The following is a 17,296-nucleotide window of genomic DNA, read 5'->3' on the forward strand; positions in this document are numbered from 1 at the left end:
AACCCGCCTGCACCAACGTCGCTGTAAAATAAGCCAAAACCTTCAAAGAAAGGAAACTATTATGGCTATGGTTATGGCTATGGCTATGGCTATGGCTATGGTGACTCTACGCGCAAATATGAGACCAAAGGGTTGTTGGCGCATAAAAAATGCCGCAGCGTTATCCGCTGCGGCACTCTCGCTACGCTGGAGATAAACCTCCAGAGCACAGGCCAATCAAATCTTAGCCCAGATGTTCACCACCGGTCACGCCATGCACTTCCGCCGTCACATAGCTGGATTCCTGCGAGGCCAGGTAGACATAAACGCCTGCCAGCTCGGCTGGCTGACCAGCTCGCTTCATCGGCGTCTGCTTACCAAACTCCGGCAGTTTCTCCTGCGGCTGACCGCCGGCGATCTGCAATGCGGTCCAGATGGGGCCTGGCGCTACGCTGTTAACGCGAATGCCTTTCTCTGCAACCTGCTTCGCCAGCGCGCGGGTATAGGCAAGGATTGCCGCCTTGGTGGAAGCGTAGTCCAGCAGATGCGGGCTTGGCTGGTAAGCCTGAATGGATGACGTGGTAATAATTGAGGCGCCTTCCGGCAGTAGCGGAATAGCGGCCTGGGTGATCCAGAACAGAGAGAACACGTTGGTCTCATAGGTTTTACGGAACTGCTCAGTGGTCAGCTCAGCAATCTGTTCAACCGCCACCTGTTTACCCGCTACCAGCGCCAGGATATCCAGCCCGCCCAGTTCTTCATGCGCCTGCGTGACCAGCTGTTTACAAAACGCCTCTTCACTGATATCGCCCGGAATCAGCACAACTTTGCGGCCCGCCTCGCGGATATAGTTGGCCACTTCTTCTGCGTCACGCTGTTCAGCGGGCAGGTAGTTAATCGCCACATCCGCACCTTCACGGGCATAGGCAATAGCGGCGGCACGGCCAATACCGGAATCAGCGCCGGTTACCAGCGCCTTGCGTCCTTCGAGGCGCTGGCTGCCACGGTAGCTTTGCTCTCCGCAGTCCGGCACCGGCTGCATATCCTGCTGGATGCCAGGTGCGGGCTGGCGCTGTTTCGGGTATTCACCGCTGTAATACTGGGTGAGAGGATTCTGCATTTTATTCTGGTCTGCCATGTTTCCTCCTGATGTATTCAAAGAAAATTCACTGTTAAGGCTAGGAGAAACCCACGGGTTGTCGAGTCCTGTAACTGCTCATACCAGTCAAGTCACTGTCAGCAATAGAAAAAAGCGTGAAGAAAAAATGCGAGAAAATATTAATAAATATGAATAATCCCCATCAAAAAGTGCATTTTCCAGCGAAAAATAATCCCTACGTCGCTTTGTTAAATAATGGTTACTAAAGCGATCGTTTTGTAAACTGAAATGGTGATTATCATCACATTATGCGGACAGGAATCGGGCTACAACGGGAAAAAACACAAGGAAGCCAGTATGAAGTCAGCTAAAAATTTACAAAACTCGCGCCGCAGCGCCGCTAAAACCATCTTCAGCGTCACCAGCGGCAATTTTCTCGAAATGTATGATTTTATGGTATTCGGCTATTATGCCAGCGCAATCGCCAAAACCTTCTTTCCAGGCAATAATCCATTCGCCTCGCTAATGTTGACGCTAATGACCTTTGGCGCAGGTTTTCTGATGCGTCCGCTGGGCGCAATTGTATTGGGTGCGTATATCGATCATCACGGAAGGCGTAAAGGTTTGCTGCTTACGCTGGGGCTGATGGCGCTGGGCACGCTCACTATCGCCTGCGTACCGGGCTACGCCACGCTCGGCGTCGCCGCGCCGATTCTGATCCTGCTGGGACGTTTATTGCAGGGGTTCTCCGCCGGCGTCGAGCTGGGCGGAGTTTCTGTTTATCTGAGTGAAGTCGCTCCCAAAGGACGTAAAGGTTTTTATGTTAGCTGGCAGTCCGGCAGCCAGCAGATCGCGGTGATCTTTGCCGCGCTGCTTGGCCTGCTGCTGAACCATCTGCTGGCGCCGCAGGAGGTCACCGAATGGGGCTGGCGTATCCCGTTTGTGGTGGGCTGCCTGATTGTTCCGTTTCTGTTATGGATCCGTCGTATGCTGGAAGAAACTGAAGCCTTTAGTCAGCGTAAGCAGCATCCTTCAATGCGCGCGATTATGCGTACGGTTGCCAGTAACTGGGCGTTGGTGTTGGCAGGGTGGTAACCACTACCGTGATGTTTTACATGATCACCGCTTTCACCCCGACCTTCGGCAAAACCGTGTTGATGATGAGCGATAAACAGAGCTTTCTCGTTACGCTGTGTATCGGGCTCTCCAACTTGATCTGGCTGCCGCTAATGGGGGCCTTATCCGATCGCGTTGGTCGTCGTCCGTTATTAATTACCTTTACCCTGTTAATAATAGCGACCGCCTGGCCTGTGCTGCACTGGCTGGTGGGATCACCCTCTTTTAGCCATCTGCTGGAGGCGGAGCTGTGGCTCTCTTTCCTTTATGCCAGCTATAACGGCGCGATGGTGGTCTACCTGGCCGAAGTCATGCCTGCCGAAGTGCGTGCCAGTGGCTTCTCGCTGGCCTACAGCCTGGCGACTGCGCTGTTTGGCGGCTTTACGCCAGCGATTTCCAGCTATCTTATTCATGCGACTGGCGACAAAGCGATGCCCGGCGTCTGGTTAACCATCGCTGCGGTCTGTGGTTTGCTGGGCACTTTGCTTATCAGGCGTTTGCTGAAGCAGTATCAAAGGCGTCAGGGTGGCGTTGTCACGGCCTCTACGGCAAGCTAATGATAGACTTAATCAATAAATGACTTTTACTGTATAACCCGCTCTGGCAAAGCGGGTACCAGAAAATGGAAATTTTAATACTATATATTTATTAAGCCGCAACACGTTAGGGACCTGGACTTATTTAAGGTCAACCCGCCGATCCCCCTCAGTGATATCTATCCGAAAATGTTTAACAGTATTATTTTCTTTTTTGGCATGAGAAAATCGCCTTCTTACAGGCTAACCTGATTAATCTGGCACTAAAACAAGTTGTTATAAAGCCTTATTGCTGGCAGGGAAATAAGCAATCAGTCCTGAAGTCCGTCGGTACCAGGGGTTGTTTGCTAAATAAACTAAAACAATTTTTATATATTTTTCGTTTATCGTTGAACAATGTCCGCCGCTGGCAGGATGTAGTTTCCGGCAATCTCTTTTATTCATCAAGAGAGTGATAAGTATTGGGTCTGGTATGCCGATAACTTATCCAATGCAAACCGTGTAACGCTTGCTGTTGCTTTTTTAACTTTGCGCCTGCTGCAGGCATTAACTGGCGGATAAGTCTATGTTGATAACGTCTTACGATACGGTAATGGTTATCGTATCGATAATCGTGGCTTTTCTGGCTTCCTATACTGCGCTGGATATGGCAGGCCGGGTAGTAAACAGCACCGGCAGAGCAGCTCAGGCCTGGCTGCTTGGCGGTGGATTTGCCATGGGTATTGGCATCTGGGCGATGCATTTTATCGGTATGCTGGCAATGAAGATGCCGATGATGATGAGCTACAACGGCCCGCTGACGCTACTGTCGATGATTATTGCTGTCGCCGCCTCGCTGTTTGCACTGTGGATCGTCTGCTACGGTGAACTGCGCTGGCCGCGTTTAAGCTATGGCGCATTGATTCTGGGCAGCGGCGTGGCAGCGATGCATTACACCGGTATGGCCGCGCTGATGCTTGAGCCGGAGATTATCTGGAAATGGGGCTGGGTGCTTGTTTCGGTGGTTATCGCCTTGCTGGCATCAGGCACTGCGCTGTGGCTGGCGTTCCGGCTGCGTAAAGGGGCAGGCCGTCTGGCGCTGCTGCGCGCGGGCGCGGCGATAGTCATGGGGTTTGCTATTGCCGGTATGCACTATACCGGCATGGTCGCCGCCAGTTTCCCCACCCAAAGCCATATGATGCACCAGGGCGTAGACAGCGACTGGCTGGCGATTCTGGTGGCGGTGGTCTCGCTCTCTATTCTCGGTATTACGCTATTGGTTTCGATGCTTGATGCGCGCATGCAGGCGCGTACGTCAATGCTCGCCTCATCCCTGGCGGAAGCCAACCGCGAGCTGGCGCAACTGGCATTGCAGGATAATCTGACGCGCCTGCCGAACCGTATTCTGCTGGAGGATCGTCTCGATCAGGCGATCAATAAAGCGACGCGGGAACATAGCCGTTTTGCGCTGATGTTTATGGATCTTGATGGCTTTAAGGCGGTCAATGACGCATTTGGACATCATATCGGTGACAGTCTGCTGGTAGCGGTGACGGAACGTATGACCACCAGTATCAACGGGCATTACACGCTGGCGCGGCTGGGCGGCGATGAATTTGTGCTGCTGATGGAAATCGAAGAGCCAAACGAAGCTGCGGTTACCGCAGATGCGCTGGTCAAGTTGATAGGGAAACCCTTTAACATCTCACGCTATGAACTTAATGTTTCGGTCAGTATCGGCATTGCGGTTTATCCGGGAGATGGCGTTGATGAACGTGAACTGATGTTTAACGCCGATGCTGCCATGTATCACACCAAAAACAACGGGCGCAACGGCTATTATTTCTTCCAGCCTTCAATGAACACCATTGCGCAAAATCAGCTTCAGCTGATCAACGATCTGTGGCTGGCGCTGGATAAAAGTGAGCTGCGGCTGTTCTATCAGCCGAAATATACCGCACCAAGCGGCCCGATTGTGGGCTTTGAGGCGCTGCTGCGCTGGCAACATCCGCAGCATGGCCTGCTGCCGCCGGATACTTTCCTGCCGCTGGCGGAAAAGAGCGGCCTGATTATTGGCGTAGGTAACTGGGTAATTAATGAAGCCTGCCGACAGCTACATGAATGGCATAAACAGGGGCATAAAAACTGGTCCGTAGCGGTTAACCTGTCGGCGTTGCAATTTGAACAGAATAGCCTGGTTGATACCGTCATGACGGCGCTGGAAAAACATCATATCCCGCCGCATCTTCTAACGCTGGAGGTCACTGAAACCACCGCGATGCGCAATCCTGATGAGAGCGTGCGCATTCTCACGGCGCTAACCGATCTCGGGGTGAATGCTTCGATCGATGACTTCGGTACCGGCTATTCCAGCCTGCTCTATCTGAAACGTCTGCCTGCCAGCGAACTGAAAATCGATCGGGCCTTTGTAAACGAACTCAGCGAAGACAGCGGAGATGCCACCATTGTCTCTGCAATTGTGGCGCTGGCGCAGTCGCTTAACCTCAAAGTGGTGGCGGAAGGGGTAGAGACGCCGGAGCAGCAGGCCTTTTTAACCCATCTTGGCTGTAACAGCTTACAAGGCTATCTGTTGGGAAAACCGATCCCTCCTGAGCGTATCCATGAGCTGAAAGAATTTATCAAAACTCAGGAGAACGAGTCAGCTGAAATTGCCTGATAGAGAAAAAGGGCGGCTGGGATATCCGCTGTACCCGGGAAAAACTATAATAGTTGCCCTTTAGCCTTCCGGGACCTGTAACAGTTTATGGCAAAGTATCTTCAGCTAGTGGAGCAAATCCAGGCGCAAATAGATGCCGAAATCTGGCTGCCGGGCGAAAAGCTCCCTTCGCTGCGCGATCAGGTTAGCCAGAGCGGCATGAGCCTGATGACGGTGATGCATGCTTATCAGGTGCTGGAGAGCCAGGGCAGCATCGTTTCACGACCGCAGTCCGGCTATTATGTTGCGCCGCGCGCTGAATTTCTCAGCCAGCCGGTTAACCATCAAAAGGTGCAACTGGCAGAGGCGGTTGATATAAATTCCTTTATTTTCGATGTGTTACAAGCCTGCCGCGATCCACTGATTATCCCGTTCGGCTCCGCCTTTCCCGATCCGGAGCTTTTTCCGCAGCGCCAGCTAATGCGCGCCCTGAATCATGTTTCTCATCGTCTGACGCCGGGCGACGCCATTAATAATCTGCCACCCGGCAACGAAGCGCTGCGTAAAACGCTGGCTCGTCGCTACGCTCAACAGGGGATTGCCGTTTCGCCGGATGAAATTGTGATTACTAACGGAGCAATGGAGTCGCTAAGCCTGAGTTTGCAGGCGGTCACCGAGCCAGGCGACTGGGTGGTGGTAGAAAATCCAACGTTTTACGGCGCGCTACAGGCTATTGAACGTCTAAAGCTAAAAGCCGTGGCCATCGCCACCGATCCTCAGCACGGCATGGATTTAAACGAGCTTGAGCAGGCGTTAAAACGCTGGCCGATCAAAGCCTGCTGGCTGATGACCAATCAGCAGAATCCGGTAGGGTTTACCCTGAGCCGGGAGAAAAAAAAGGCGCTGGTTGCGCTGTTGGCAGCGCATCAGGTGGCGCTGATTGAGGATGATGTTTACAGCGAGCTTTACTTTGGTGCCGATAAACCGTTACCGGCTAAAACGTTTGATCGTCAGGGTAACGTACTGCACTGCTCATCCTTTTCCAAAAATCTGGTAGCGGGCTTTCGCGTAGGCTGGGTAGCGGCGGGCAAACAGGCGCAGCGTATTCAGCGGCTGCAGCTAATGAGTACGCTTGCCACCAGCGCGCCGATGCAGCTGGCGCTGGCGAACTACCTGAGTACCCGTAGCTATGACAGTCACTTGCGCAAGCTGCGTCAGGTACTGGAGCAGCGCAAAAATCTGGCCCGGCAGTCGCTCAAGCGCCATCTGCCCTATGGTGCCAAAATCAATGATTCACGCGGCGGCTACTTTTTATGGATTGAACTACCCGGACAGGTAAACGCGACACAACTCTACTATCGCGCGCTGGGACATAACATCAGCATCGCGCCAGGCAGCATGTTTTCCTCAGGACAGCAGTACGCGAACTACTTTCGCTTTAATACTTCCTGGCCGTGGGATAGCGCACAGGAAGCGGCTGTGGCCATCCTGGGAGGGTTGATTGCCGCCATGATGTAACAAGCGTTAGCAAAAAGCTGTAACAGTGGCCTGGCATACTTTAACGCGGCCATGAAAATGCGTAAAAAAATGAATGCACGCCACGCTGGTAGGGTAATTTGACTTAAGTATTGAAATTCAAAGAAATTTATTGGGAATTGGTCGTTATTCCTATTGCAAAGTTATTAACTTTTGCCACAATCAATTAACATTATGACCAACATGGAGGCGTAGTATGTTTCCCTCATCGTGCAGTCTTATGACAATGATGTCATTTGCGGCAGGCACACCTTTTGCGGGGACGTCCAACAACCCGCAGCATCTGATGCTGGCTATGCCTTCAAACGGTATTCCGAATAACCCGTTGCCGTTGATTATCTACCCGCGCGTGGTGCCAAATGATGTTGAGGACATTGCGGCCTGGTTCGAACAGCGGTTTACGGAACACCACTGGCCGCCACGCTGGCGCGCAAATATTTTTCCCTGGACGCATTATCACTCTAACTGTCATGAGCTGTTGGGCGTCAGCGCGGGCTGGGCTGAAGTACTGTTTGGCGGCGAAAGCGGCCGCATGGTAACGCTGCGCATGGGCGATGCGGTACTTATTCCAGCAGGCGTAGGGCATCAGCAGGTTGCAGCCAGCGAAGATTTCTTTACCGTTGGCGCTTATCCGGCAGGCATGGAGCCCGATACGTTGCGTGACGATAGAAGTATCCTGGAGAAATCCCTGAGCACCATTAAACGGGTGCCGTTACCGCAGTTCGATCCGCTAACCGGCGGCGAAGGTGCGGTAACCGATTTTTGGCATCCCGTTGCGCAGCAACAGGCCCATCATAATTAAACCAGAGACGGGGCGGCGACAGGCTGCCCGCTCGGGTTAAATTCATCGCTTTTGACACGCCTGTTTTATTGAAAGAATTAAAGAGATCTCTGTACGCAATTAACCGGTTAAACCAGATAATTTCTTTTAGCGACTTCATTAATATCAACCACGCTTTTTATACCCAGCTTGCGCAATATTTTAATTTTATAGGTGCTGATGGTTTTATTGCTAAGTGAAAGCTGTAAGGCTATTTCTTTATTAGAATATCCGGCAGCCAGTTTCCTGAGTACCGTTAGCTCTCGGCGGGAAAGCGACATTAATTTTTCACTTTCTGAATGCACCGCTTTTACCTCTGTATCTTGCGAGCAGGGATAGAATTTAATACCTTTATCGATGCTGCGAATCGCCTGTAACAGCTGGGTAATATCATGACTTTTACACAAATAGCCATCAACGCCCAGCAGCAGGCAGCGCTGCATATGGAACTTGCTTTCGGAGGCGGTTAATACGATGATTTTTTGCTGTACGTTAATACGCTTCAGGCTTTCAATGACTTGCATACCGTCCCTGCCCGGAATATTGAGATCCATAATCACCAGATCGGGACGATGCAGGCCAACATCCGCAATCACCGAAACGCCATCCTGCGCGATGCCGGCAATGGTATAGCCGTTAGCGCGTAAATACGTCTTAATGCCCGAACAGATAAAAGGGTGGTCATCAACAATAAATACTGTGTTAATCATAATTAATCCTGAGTGATATTATAAAATCCATAAATAATAATATTTATCCATTTGTATTCCTGGCGTAGTCAGTGAAGCAGTATAACTTTCCACCTAATCTATCAATGTGAGAATTGTCTCTAATTAAGCTGCGTTACTGATACGCAACGCGCCGCTATTCTCTGATTTGAATGCAAAACCGGTAGGTTTAATTACTCACAGGGTCTGCTTTCTCACAACTTTTTAAATCCGGCCTCTCATCAAAAAGTAAAAATATGGGAAAGGATTATTTACTGCCAGAGATTGATTGAAGACAAAATTCAGGGAAATAAGTTATTGAATAAAGCTTCTCTGTAAAAACTATTATTAACGACAGCAGGTTTAACAAAAGTTGGATGAAGTAAATATTAGTCCCGTTTTTTTAAATAAAACAGACGGGCCTGGGCATACAGCAGAAAACCAGCGCCTTTTTACGCTTAAAGCGGAACCGCATCACAGGAATGATGAGAGAACTGTACTTAAGTCCGGTGAGTCTGCTGTGTAAACGTTTACGCTGTGTTTTTGTGACCCAGAGCCGTTTAGCGTAATAATTATTTTGTGCGTGTCAGGGAGGGATAAGCCATAGAATCAAGCTTTCTGGCAGCGTAGCGATAAATTAAATCCTTTACTCTTAGCGGTATGGCGCGCTTTTCCCAACGCATAGCAAACTTAAACGCAAGCCAACCCGTTTAAGCTATACCAGATACGAGAGAATTCCATTACTCTCAGGCTAATGTTTTGACGTCAACCTTAATTGATGCTTCAGCCTGTCAGGCGGAAACTTCCTGCTGTCGATTTTAGTTAAATCACTATCAAGCCAGGAGGTTAGCCATGTTGCCTGAAGCATCGGCAGGCCGCGTCTGGGATACGCGTCGTACAGAGAAACAGCGACGCATCGCGTCTCTCTCTATCCCAGGTAAAGTTCTGCCCACTCATGATTTACCCACCGTTCTGGAAAAACTGATTGCCCCCGGCGACCGCGTGGTGCTGGAAGGGAATAACCAGAAACAGGCCGATTTTTTGTCACGTATGCTGGCAGAGGTTAATCCGCAAAAGGTACACGATCTGCATATGATTATGCCGAGCGTCAGCCGCAGCGAGCATCTTGATATTTTTGAAAAGGGCATCGCCCGTAAGCTCGATTTCTCTTTCTCCGGCACGCAAAGCCTGCGCATTTCGCAGCTGCTGGAAGATGGTCAACTGGAAATCGGTGCTATCCACACTTACATCGAACTTTATGCCCGTCTGTATGTTGATCTGGTGCCGAACGTAGCGCTGGTGGCGGGCTTCAAGGCTGACCGCCAGGGCAACCTTTATACCGGTCCCAGCACGGAAGATACGCCCGCGCTGGTCGAGGCCGCCGCTTTCCGTAACGGTATCGTTATCGCTCAGGTCAATGAGCTGGTGGATGACGTTAGCGATCTGCCGCGCGTCGATATTCCCGGATCCTGGATCGATTACGTGGTGGTAGCCGATCAGCCTTTCTTTATAGAGCCGCTGTTTACACGCGATCCGCGCCTGATCAAACAGGAACATATCCTGATGGCAATGATGGCGATCAAGGGCATCTACGCCGAACATCAGGTGCAGTCGCTGAATCACGGTATCGGTTTCAATACCGCCGCCATTGAACTGCTGTTGCCGACCTGGGGCGAACAGTTGGGGCTGAGAGGCAAAATTTGTAAACACTGGACGCTGAACCCGCATCCAACATTGATTCCAGCTATTGAAAGCGGCTGGGTAGAAAGCATTCACAGCTTCGGTAGCGAACTGGGCATGGAAAATTACATTGCCGCGCGTCCCGACATCTTCTTTACCGGCTCGGACGGTTCAATGCGATCCAACCGCGCCATGTGTCAGCTGGCCGGTCAGTATGCGGTGGATATGTTTATCGGCTCAACGCTACAGGTAGACGGCTACGCCAACTCCTCAACCGTAACCCGTGGCCGTCTTTCCGGCTTCGGCGGCGCGCCGAACATGGGTCACGATCCCCATGGCCGTCGCCACGCCACACCGGCCTGGCTGGCAATGATCGACAAGCCCGATCCCATGGTGCGCGGCCGCAAACTGGTGGTGCAGATGGTGGAAACCTTCCAGGCGGGCGGCAAGCCTACTTTCGTCGAGAAGCTGGATGCCGTTGATGTGGCGAAAGCCTCCTCAATGCCGCTGGCACCGGTCATGATTTACGGCGAAGACGTTACTCATGTTCTTACCGAAGAAGGTATCGCTTACCTCTACCGCGCCGAGTCAATGGAAGAACGTCGGGCGATGGTGGCTGCGGTAGCCGGGATTACCGATATCGGTCTGGGCGTTGATGCTCAGCGCGTCGCGAAGCTGCGTCAGGAAGGCAAAATTGCCTGGCCGGAAGATTTAGGGATTCGACGTAGCGAAGCCAACCGTTCTCTGCTGGCCGCAGGTAGCGTGGCGGATCTGGTGGAATGGTCAGGCGGTCTCTATAACCCACCGGCTAAATTCCGGAGCTGGTAATGGCAACCCAACCGCAACTCTCACCGCAGCGTGCCGAAACGCTGGCTTTACGGCTGGCGGAACAGGCCAGGGCCGCTCTGATCGCCGAAGCGCGTTTAACGCCGAAGCCGGGCCTGGTTGACGGGCGCGGCAGCGGGGCGCATCAGGATTTAAATCTGGCGCTGATGGAGCGATCCGCCTGCGCGCTGGAGCGGACTTTTTATGCGCTGGCGCTGCACAGCTGGCTGCGTCCAGCGGATATTGCGCTGCGTCAGCAGGTCGGCGAACTGGGGCGCGCTGGCGAAGCGCAAATGATGGCCGCTACGCAGGGCGTCAATACCCATCGTGGCGCGATCTGGGCGCTGGGACTGTTGGTCAGCGGTGCGGCGATGCTGGATGGCAAAGCTGAGGCCACCGCTATTTGTCAGGCTGCCGCCACGCTGGCACGTCTGCCGGACGATCGCGCGCCGCGCAGCTTCAGCAAAGGGTTGCGGGCAACGCAGCGTTATCGGGTTCCCGGTGCGCGTGAAGAGGCGCAGCAGGCTTTTCCGCATATTTCCCGGCTCGCGCTGCCCCAGCTTCGTCGCAGCCGTGCGGCTGGCGCAGCGGAAGCGGAGGCGCGCATTGACGCTCTGATGGCGATCATGACCTCGCTAAGCGATACCTGCGTGCTGTCACGCGCGGGTCTGACCGGCCTGCAGGCGATGCAGCAGGGCGCACAGCAGGTGCTGGACGCAGGCGGCTGTGCAATGCCCGCCGGACGCCAGGCGCTGGCCCGTCTCGATGCCGCCATGCTGCAGCTCAACGCTTCGCCAGGCGGAGCAGCTGATCTGCTGGCGGCCACGCTGTTTCTCGATGGTATTTGCTTACCTACAGATTGAGGATGTTATGGAACAAATCACACTTTCTTACCCCGCCACTCGCACGCTGTATGGACGTGCGCTGGCTGGCGTTGTGGGCTCCGGTGATATGGAAGCCCTGTTTGTCGCCGATCAAGGCGAAAGACTGGAAGTCAGCATCACCACTTCCATCGTCAATTTTGAAGCGCGCTGGCGGGCGCTGTTTGACCGTCTCAGCACGCTAACTGAACTACCGGCAGGTCAACTGACGATTCATGATTTTGGCGCTACGCCAGGCGTCGCGCGTATTCGTATCGAACAGGTATTTGAGGAGGCGGCCAATGCGTAACGACAGCAGTTTTATTGAGCTGCGGGCGCGTGAACGCGCACGTCTGCTGCTGGATGAAGGGTCTTACCGCGAATTGCTCGATCCGTTCGACGGCGTGATGTCGCCGTGGCTGCCGATGCAGGGCATTGTGCCACAGGCCGATGACGGCATGGTGGTGGCAAAAGGCACCATTGAGGGCAAGCCCACGGTGGTGATCGCCATCGAAGGCACCTTCCAGGGCGGCAGTATGGGGGAAGTCTCCGGCGCGAAAATGGCAGCAGCGTTAGAGCTGGCGGCAGACGATCATCGCCGTGGCGTGCCCACGCAGGCGGTGCTTTGCCTGGAAACGGGTGGGGTACGTTTGCAAGAAGCTAACCTGGGGCTGGCGGCGATCGCGGATATTCATGCGGCAATCGTTGATTTACGCCGCTATACCCCGGTGATCGGCGTTATTGCCGGTACCGTTGGCTGCTTTGGCGGGATGTCGATTGCCGCTGGACTGTGCAGCTCGCTGATTGTTACCCGTGAAGCGCGCCTGGGGCTGAACGGCCCGCAGGTTATCGAACAGGAAGCGGGTATTGATGAATATGACTCGCGCGATCGTCCATTTATCTGGCGCATGACCGGCGGCGAAGCACGCTATCGCAGCGGGCTGGCCGACGTACTGGTCAATGATGGCGTACATGCGGTGAAAGATGCGGTGACTAAAGCACTGGCGCGTGGCGTTCCGGCGCGGCACCGCACCGATAACTATCAGGCCATGCTGGCACGTCTGAACAAGGTGGATACCACTCAGCAGCCGGAAAGCGAACAAATTCAACAATTTTTTGCGGGGGATGCGTTATGAAAACCAACAGTCGTGGCGAGATTTGGCTAACGCTGCTGAGTCAGGACGCGCCGCGTTTAGGCGGTCTCTGTCCGTCGGTCCAGGCGGCGGATGCCGAGCTGGGCGGTGAAAGCGTGCGTTATATCGCCGTGGTACCCGATGAAAACAACCATTTCCCGCGTGCTGCAGGCGGGGAAGTCGGCCTGCTTGAAGGCTGGACGCTGGCGAAGGTGGTGCAGGAAACCATCGCTGCCGATGAACAGGCGGAGCATAAACGCCCCATCGTGGCGGTGATTGATGTGCCGAGCCAGGCCTATGGTCGTCGTGAAGAAGCCTTTGGTATCCATCAGGCGCTGGCAGCCTCGGCGGCGGCCTGGGCGCAGGCGCGTCTGGCGGGCCATCCGGTTATCGGTCTGATCGTTGGCAAAGCGATGTCCGGCGCGTTTCTGGCGCATGGCTACCAGGCAAACCGGCTGATCGCCTTCAACGATCCTGGCGTCATGATCCATGCAATGGGACAGGCATCAGCGGCGCGTATCACGCTGCGCAGCGTAGAAGCGCTGATCGAGCTGGCCTCTACCGTGCCGCCGATGGCCTATGACGTCAAAAATTTCCAGACGCTGGGCATCCTCGATGAAATGCTGAACATTGCCAAACCTGATGCGCCGGGCGAGCAGGAAAAACAGCAGGTGACCGAGTCGCTGATTCGCGCCATCAAAGATGCGCGTGAGGGCGATCGCACGCTGAAGCATCGTCTACGTGGCGACAACCGCTGCAGCTCTGTGCTGGTACGCGAGCGTATGCGCGCAAATTGGTAATCATGTTAAGACAAACCTGCCAGGTCGATAGTGATGGGCACACGCTGCCCATCCAGAAAAATAGCCTGTAAAAATAATAAACCATCGCACCTGTGCTAATTACAACGCTTTGTTATACAGGTGAAATATGACATACATCATTCTCCACGCGCTTGCCCCAATTTTCATCATTATGCTGTTAGGCTTTATGGCCGGTAAGGCAAAAATGGTGGATAACAAGAACGTTGCTTTACTGAATATCTTTGTGATGGATTTTGCACTGCCGGCTGCGCTGTTTAGCGCTACCGTGCAGACGCCCTGGAGCGGCATTGTTGAACAGATGCCGTTGGTGGTGGTGCTGACGCTGGCAATGTGGATCACCTACGCCGCCATCTACTTTATTTGCATTAAGTGGTTCCATAAGTCGCCGCAGGATGCCGCCGTGCTGACGCTGACGGTTGCACTGCCAAACTATGCCGCGCTGGGTCTGCCGATTCTGGGCAGCGTCCTGGGCGAGTCAGGCAGCACGTCGCTTTCGGTTGCGGTCTCAATTGCCTGCGGTTCGGTGCTGATGACGCCGTTCTGTCTGCTGATTCTGGAACGTGAAAAAGCGCGTACGGCAGGTACGGTGCAGGGCTCGTCGCTGACCATGCTACCGGTTTTGATGTGGCGCTCGGTGAAAAAGCCGATCGTCTGGGGTCCGCTGCTGGGCGTGGTGCTATCAGCGCTGGGTATTCATATGCCTGATTTGGTGCTGACGGCAATTAAACCGCTGGGCCTGGCCGCTACCGCCGCCGCGCTGTTCCTGACCGGCTTGATCCTGTCGGCGCGTCAGCTGAAACTGAACGGCGCAGTGGCGCTCTCCAGCATCACTAAACTACTGATTCAACCGCTGATCGCCTGGGCGCTGGTGCTGATGATGGGGTTACAGGGTTCGCTGGCGATTACGGCAATTCTGATGATCGCGCTCTCTGCAGGTTTCTTCGGCGTGGTATTCGGCAACCGGTTTGGCGTGCAGTCTCCCGATGCGGAAGCCGCCTTGCTGATTAGCTCAGTGCTCTGTATCGTCACGCTGCCGCTATTTATCTCTTTAACCGCAGGAATGTAATTTATGTTACCGCGTCCCCACGACCTTATCTGGCTTAACGATCCGCAGGCGCTCACAGGCGAACTGCCTGACTGGGTCGCACAGCAGTGGCAGCCTGCGCTGCCGCTGGTGGTGCGCCGGGACTGGCACCCGGATGGGCTTATCGCCGTGGGGATCCGTGGCATGGGGCGTGAACGGCGTGCCGCCGCCTGGCTTCCTGCCGGAGCCATTGCGCGCCGCGTGACGCCGGAATCGCTGGTGGATCTCCCGCAGCTGCTGCGTTCCCCTTTTGTTTCACAGCCGCCGGTGCAGGCAACGATCCTGCTGGCGCAGCAGTCATGGCCGTGGCAGTGGGGCGTGACCGGCAGTTGCGGTTATGCGTTGGCGACCGATGTGCCGGTATTGCACAGCGGCAGCGATCTCGATCTGCTGATCCGTGCACCGCAGCCGCTGCCGCCAACCGCGTTTCAGCGCTGGCAGCAGCAGGTGACGCGCCTGCTGTGCCGGGCAGATACCCAGGTGGAAACGCCCAACGGCGCTTTTGCCCTTAATGAGTGGCTGCGCGACGGAAGGACGCTGCTAAAAACCAACCGGGGGCCGCGGCTGGTTAGCGATCCCTGGCAGGCAAAAATGGAGGATCCGGACTGATGAAAATTTTGTTTATGTTTCCCGGGCAGGGGCCGCAGCGTGTGGGCATGCTTCAGGGGTTGCCGGATGGCGAGCACCTGTTGCAGGAAGCCAGCGCGGCGCTAAACGAAGATGCCGTTCAGCTGGACAGTGAGCAGGCGCTACGTCATACCCGCGCCGTTCAGCTTTGCCTGCTGATTGCCGGGGTCGCCTGGGCGCGTGAACTGGCGCGCCAGGGGCTGGAGCCAGATATGGTTAGCGGTCTATCCATCGGCGCTTTCCCGGCGGCGGTGGTAGCCGGGGCGCTCGACTTTGCCGATGCGCTGCGGCTGGTGGCGCTGCGCGGTGAACTGATGGAACAGGCTTATCCGTCCGGCTATGGCCTGACGGCGATCACCGGCCTGCGCCAGAGCGAGATTGAACCCTTGCTGGGCGACTGTTACCTGGCGAACATTAATGCAGCTCAGCAAATGGTGATTGCGGGCAGCGAAGCGGCGATGCAGCAGGTAGCGCAACAGGCGGTGGCGCACGGCGCGCAGAAAGTGCACCGGCTGGCGGTGAGCGTGCCCTCGCACTGCGCATTGCTGGACGAACCGGCGCGGCAGCTGGCGCAGGCCTTTACGCAGGTTACCCTGACGCGTCCGCGCTGTGCTTATCTCAGCGGTAGCAGCGCGCGTTTGCTGTGGCAGCCGCCACAGATCGCTGACGATTTGGCAATGAATATGGCGCGCACCGTGCGCTGGCATGAGGCGATGGAAGCGGCCAACGAACGTGACGTGGGGCTGGCGATCGAAATGCCGCCCGGTGCCGTGTTGACCGGACTGGCGCGTGAACCGCTGACGCGCGGCGATGCGCTGTCGCTGGAGCAGGCGGGCGTCGCGCTGGTGCTCAGGCTGGCGACTCAGGCACGCGCTCAGCGTTAGCCAGCACCTCGCGGGCGTACATTCGCCCCTCGGCCACCAGCGCCAGCAGATTGGGATCGTGTTCGCGATTACGATCGAACACGATAGCGATCGACTGGCGCATCTGGTACGGCTCCGCCAGCGGCAGTAGCTGTACGCTGTTTTCATACACCCGCCGCATTCTGCCCGGCACCAGCGCAAAGCCAACGCCTGCCTGCACCAGGCTCAGCATGGAAAAAATATCGTTCACCCGCATCACAATATTGGCATCAAAACCTGCCACGCCGAACGCCTCCTGGAAGCCGTGAAAAGTGGCAAATCCCTCGGCCAGTGAAACAAACTTTTCCTGACGATAATTCCGTAAGTCAGCACTGCCCCCTTCATCCAGCCTGGCCTCGGCAGGGGCGGCGAGATAGATATTATCCTCAAACAGCGGCAGCACCTCATGTCGTCGGGTATCGATCTGGCTGTCATTCACCGACAGTAAAATCGCATCCAGTTCGCCCAGCTGAAGTTTTTCCAGCAGCAGCTGGTTAGATCCCATCGTCAGATCCAGCTCCAGTTCAGGGCGGCGCAGTTTCATGCCCATAATCAGGCGCGGCACGGTTTCCAGCGTCAGCGAATAGAGGGTGCCGATGCGCATCCGCTTCTGACCCAGTCCGGCCTTCTGCCGCGCGTCGATAATCCCTTTTTCCATGACATCCACCGCCTCCTGCGCATATTCAAGCAGGGTATGGGCGGCGGCCAGCGGCTTCAGGCTGCGGCCCTGATGGATAAACAGCGGACAACGTACATTCTCTTCCAGCGTATGCAGCGCACGGTGCACGCTGACGTTGCTTAAATCCAGCTGTTCGGCGGTACGGGCAATATTGCCGCTGGCCATAAAGGCGATAAAAATTTCCAGTTTGCGAAAGCTAATATCAGCATCAATTTTCATGCGGTGCCTTGTCTGGTCAATAAATCAGTGAAAACCGG

At 54.8% G+C, this 17,296-nt stretch carries 14 protein-coding genes and 1 pseudogene; 12 read left to right on the forward strand and 3 right to left on the reverse strand.

Features of this window, described 5'->3' with window-relative positions; genetic code table 11:
• Positions 1 to 223 precede the first annotated feature (223 nt).
• Positions 224 to 1,117, reverse strand: coding sequence for an SDR family oxidoreductase (locus ACQE3Z_RS09335; RefSeq protein WP_426973511.1), 894 nt, complete (start codon positions 1,115 to 1,117; stop codon positions 224 to 226).
• A 318-nt stretch (positions 1,118 to 1,435) separates the two neighbouring features.
• Between ACQE3Z_RS09335 and ACQE3Z_RS09340 the strand changes: the two are divergent.
• From ACQE3Z_RS09340 to ACQE3Z_RS09355, 4 genes and pseudogenes are all read left to right on the forward strand, one after another.
• Positions 1,436 to 2,751, forward strand: a pseudogene (locus ACQE3Z_RS09340) (MFS transporter).
• A gap of 544 nt (positions 2,752 to 3,295) precedes the next feature.
• Complete coding sequence (locus ACQE3Z_RS09345; protein WP_426973513.1) at positions 3,296 to 5,386, forward strand: putative bifunctional diguanylate cyclase/phosphodiesterase; 2,091 nt, start codon at positions 3,296 to 3,298, stop codon at positions 5,384 to 5,386.
• Between the two features lie 87 nt (positions 5,387 to 5,473).
• Positions 5,474 to 6,883 carry a PLP-dependent aminotransferase family protein gene (locus tag ACQE3Z_RS09350; RefSeq protein ID WP_426973515.1) on the forward strand — a complete coding sequence of 470 codons (1,410 nt, stop codon included), beginning with the start codon at positions 5,474 to 5,476 and terminating at the stop codon, positions 6,881 to 6,883.
• A gap of 214 nt (positions 6,884 to 7,097) precedes the next feature.
• Complete coding sequence (locus ACQE3Z_RS09355; RefSeq protein ID WP_426973516.1) at positions 7,098 to 7,703, forward strand: hypothetical protein; 606 nt, start codon at positions 7,098 to 7,100, stop codon at positions 7,701 to 7,703.
• 107 nt (positions 7,704 to 7,810) lie between these two features.
• Here the strand turns inward: ACQE3Z_RS09355 and ACQE3Z_RS09360 are convergent, their stop codons facing one another.
• A complete protein-coding gene (locus tag ACQE3Z_RS09360; RefSeq protein WP_426973517.1) occupies positions 7,811 to 8,431 on the reverse strand; it encodes a response regulator in 621 nt (206 codons plus the stop codon).
• Between the two features lie 849 nt (positions 8,432 to 9,280).
• Between ACQE3Z_RS09360 and mdcA the strand changes: the two genes are divergently transcribed.
• The 8 genes from mdcA (at position 9,281) to mdcH (ending at position 16,342) form a co-directional block, all read left to right on the forward strand.
• Positions 9,281 to 10,936 (forward strand): malonate decarboxylase subunit alpha, encoded by a 1,656-nt coding sequence (gene mdcA, locus ACQE3Z_RS09365; RefSeq protein WP_426973518.1) that lies wholly within the window; start codon positions 9,281 to 9,283, stop codon positions 10,934 to 10,936.
• Positions 10,936 to 11,796, forward strand: coding sequence for a triphosphoribosyl-dephospho-CoA synthase (locus tag ACQE3Z_RS09370; protein WP_426973520.1), 861 nt, complete (start codon positions 10,936 to 10,938; stop codon positions 11,794 to 11,796). Before mdcA ends, ACQE3Z_RS09370 begins: the two co-directional genes overlap by 1 nt.
• A 7-nt stretch (positions 11,797 to 11,803) precedes the next feature.
• Positions 11,804 to 12,103: a malonate decarboxylase acyl carrier protein gene (mdcC, locus tag ACQE3Z_RS09375; RefSeq protein ID WP_085070106.1), complete on the forward strand. Its 300-nt coding sequence runs from the start codon at positions 11,804 to 11,806 to the stop codon at positions 12,101 to 12,103.
• The gene (locus ACQE3Z_RS09380; protein ID WP_250650875.1) at positions 12,096 to 12,929 is read left to right on the forward strand and encodes a biotin-independent malonate decarboxylase subunit beta; all 834 of its coding nucleotides are present in this window, start codon (positions 12,096 to 12,098) and stop codon (positions 12,927 to 12,929) included. Before mdcC ends, ACQE3Z_RS09380 begins: the two co-directional genes overlap by 8 nt.
• Positions 12,926 to 13,726, forward strand: a complete 801-nt coding sequence (gene mdcE, locus ACQE3Z_RS09385) for a biotin-independent malonate decarboxylase subunit gamma (protein ID WP_426973522.1) — start codon at positions 12,926 to 12,928, stop codon at positions 13,724 to 13,726. Before ACQE3Z_RS09380 ends, mdcE begins: the two co-directional genes overlap by 4 nt.
• Positions 13,727 to 13,853: 127 nt before the next feature.
• Complete coding sequence (locus ACQE3Z_RS09390; RefSeq protein ID WP_250650873.1) at positions 13,854 to 14,813, forward strand: AEC family transporter; 960 nt, start codon at positions 13,854 to 13,856, stop codon at positions 14,811 to 14,813.
• A 3-nt stretch (positions 14,814 to 14,816) separates the two neighbouring features.
• Entirely contained in the window at positions 14,817 to 15,440 is a 624-nt protein-coding gene (locus ACQE3Z_RS09395) for a malonate decarboxylase holo-ACP synthase (RefSeq protein ID WP_426973524.1), read from the forward strand.
• Positions 15,440 to 16,342: a malonate decarboxylase subunit epsilon gene (gene mdcH / locus ACQE3Z_RS09400; RefSeq protein ID WP_426973526.1), complete on the forward strand. Its 903-nt coding sequence runs from the start codon at positions 15,440 to 15,442 to the stop codon at positions 16,340 to 16,342. Before ACQE3Z_RS09395 ends, mdcH begins: the two co-directional genes overlap by 1 nt.
• Here the strand turns inward: mdcH and ACQE3Z_RS09405 are convergent.
• Positions 16,308 to 17,258, reverse strand: coding sequence for a LysR family transcriptional regulator (locus tag ACQE3Z_RS09405; RefSeq protein WP_426973527.1), 951 nt, complete (start codon positions 17,256 to 17,258; stop codon positions 16,308 to 16,310). The two genes, mdcH and ACQE3Z_RS09405, sit on opposite strands and share 35 nt — an antisense overlap.
• Positions 17,259 to 17,296: the final 38 nt, after the last annotated feature.

It is taken from the genome of Pantoea sp. FN0307 (assembly GCF_050113815.1).
GTDB lineage: Bacteria > Pseudomonadota > Gammaproteobacteria > Enterobacterales > Enterobacteriaceae > Mixta > Mixta alhagi.

What these genes read in the sequence shown, in the direction of transcription:
- ACQE3Z_RS09355 (WP_426973516.1), top strand. Translation starts at nt 7,098, where the DNA reads ATGTTTCCCTCATCGTGCAGTCTTATGACAATGATGTCATTTGCGGCA.
- ACQE3Z_RS09395 (WP_426973524.1), top strand. Translation starts at nt 14,817, where the DNA reads ATGTTACCGCGTCCCCACGACCTTATCTGGCTTAACGATCCGCAGGCG.
- ACQE3Z_RS09335 (WP_426973511.1), bottom strand. Translation starts at nt 1,117, where the DNA reads ATGGCAGACCAGAATAAAATGCAGAATCCTCTCACCCAGTATTACAGC.
- ACQE3Z_RS09350 (WP_426973515.1), top strand. Translation starts at nt 5,474, where the DNA reads ATGGCAAAGTATCTTCAGCTAGTGGAGCAAATCCAGGCGCAAATAGAT.
- mdcH (WP_426973526.1), top strand. Translation starts at nt 15,440, where the DNA reads ATGAAAATTTTGTTTATGTTTCCCGGGCAGGGGCCGCAGCGTGTGGGC.
- ACQE3Z_RS09345 (WP_426973513.1), top strand. Translation starts at nt 3,296, where the DNA reads ATGTTGATAACGTCTTACGATACGGTAATGGTTATCGTATCGATAATC.
- ACQE3Z_RS09370 (WP_426973520.1), top strand. Translation starts at nt 10,936, where the DNA reads ATGGCAACCCAACCGCAACTCTCACCGCAGCGTGCCGAAACGCTGGCT.
- ACQE3Z_RS09390 (WP_250650873.1), top strand. Translation starts at nt 13,854, where the DNA reads ATGACATACATCATTCTCCACGCGCTTGCCCCAATTTTCATCATTATG.
- mdcC (WP_085070106.1), top strand. Translation starts at nt 11,804, where the DNA reads ATGGAACAAATCACACTTTCTTACCCCGCCACTCGCACGCTGTATGGA.
- ACQE3Z_RS09380 (WP_250650875.1), top strand. Translation starts at nt 12,096, where the DNA reads ATGCGTAACGACAGCAGTTTTATTGAGCTGCGGGCGCGTGAACGCGCA.
- ACQE3Z_RS09405 (WP_426973527.1), bottom strand. Translation starts at nt 17,258, where the DNA reads ATGAAAATTGATGCTGATATTAGCTTTCGCAAACTGGAAATTTTTATC.
- mdcE (WP_426973522.1), top strand. Translation starts at nt 12,926, where the DNA reads ATGAAAACCAACAGTCGTGGCGAGATTTGGCTAACGCTGCTGAGTCAG.
- mdcA (WP_426973518.1), top strand. Translation starts at nt 9,281, where the DNA reads ATGTTGCCTGAAGCATCGGCAGGCCGCGTCTGGGATACGCGTCGTACA.
- ACQE3Z_RS09360 (WP_426973517.1), bottom strand. Translation starts at nt 8,431, where the DNA reads ATGATTAACACAGTATTTATTGTTGATGACCACCCTTTTATCTGTTCG.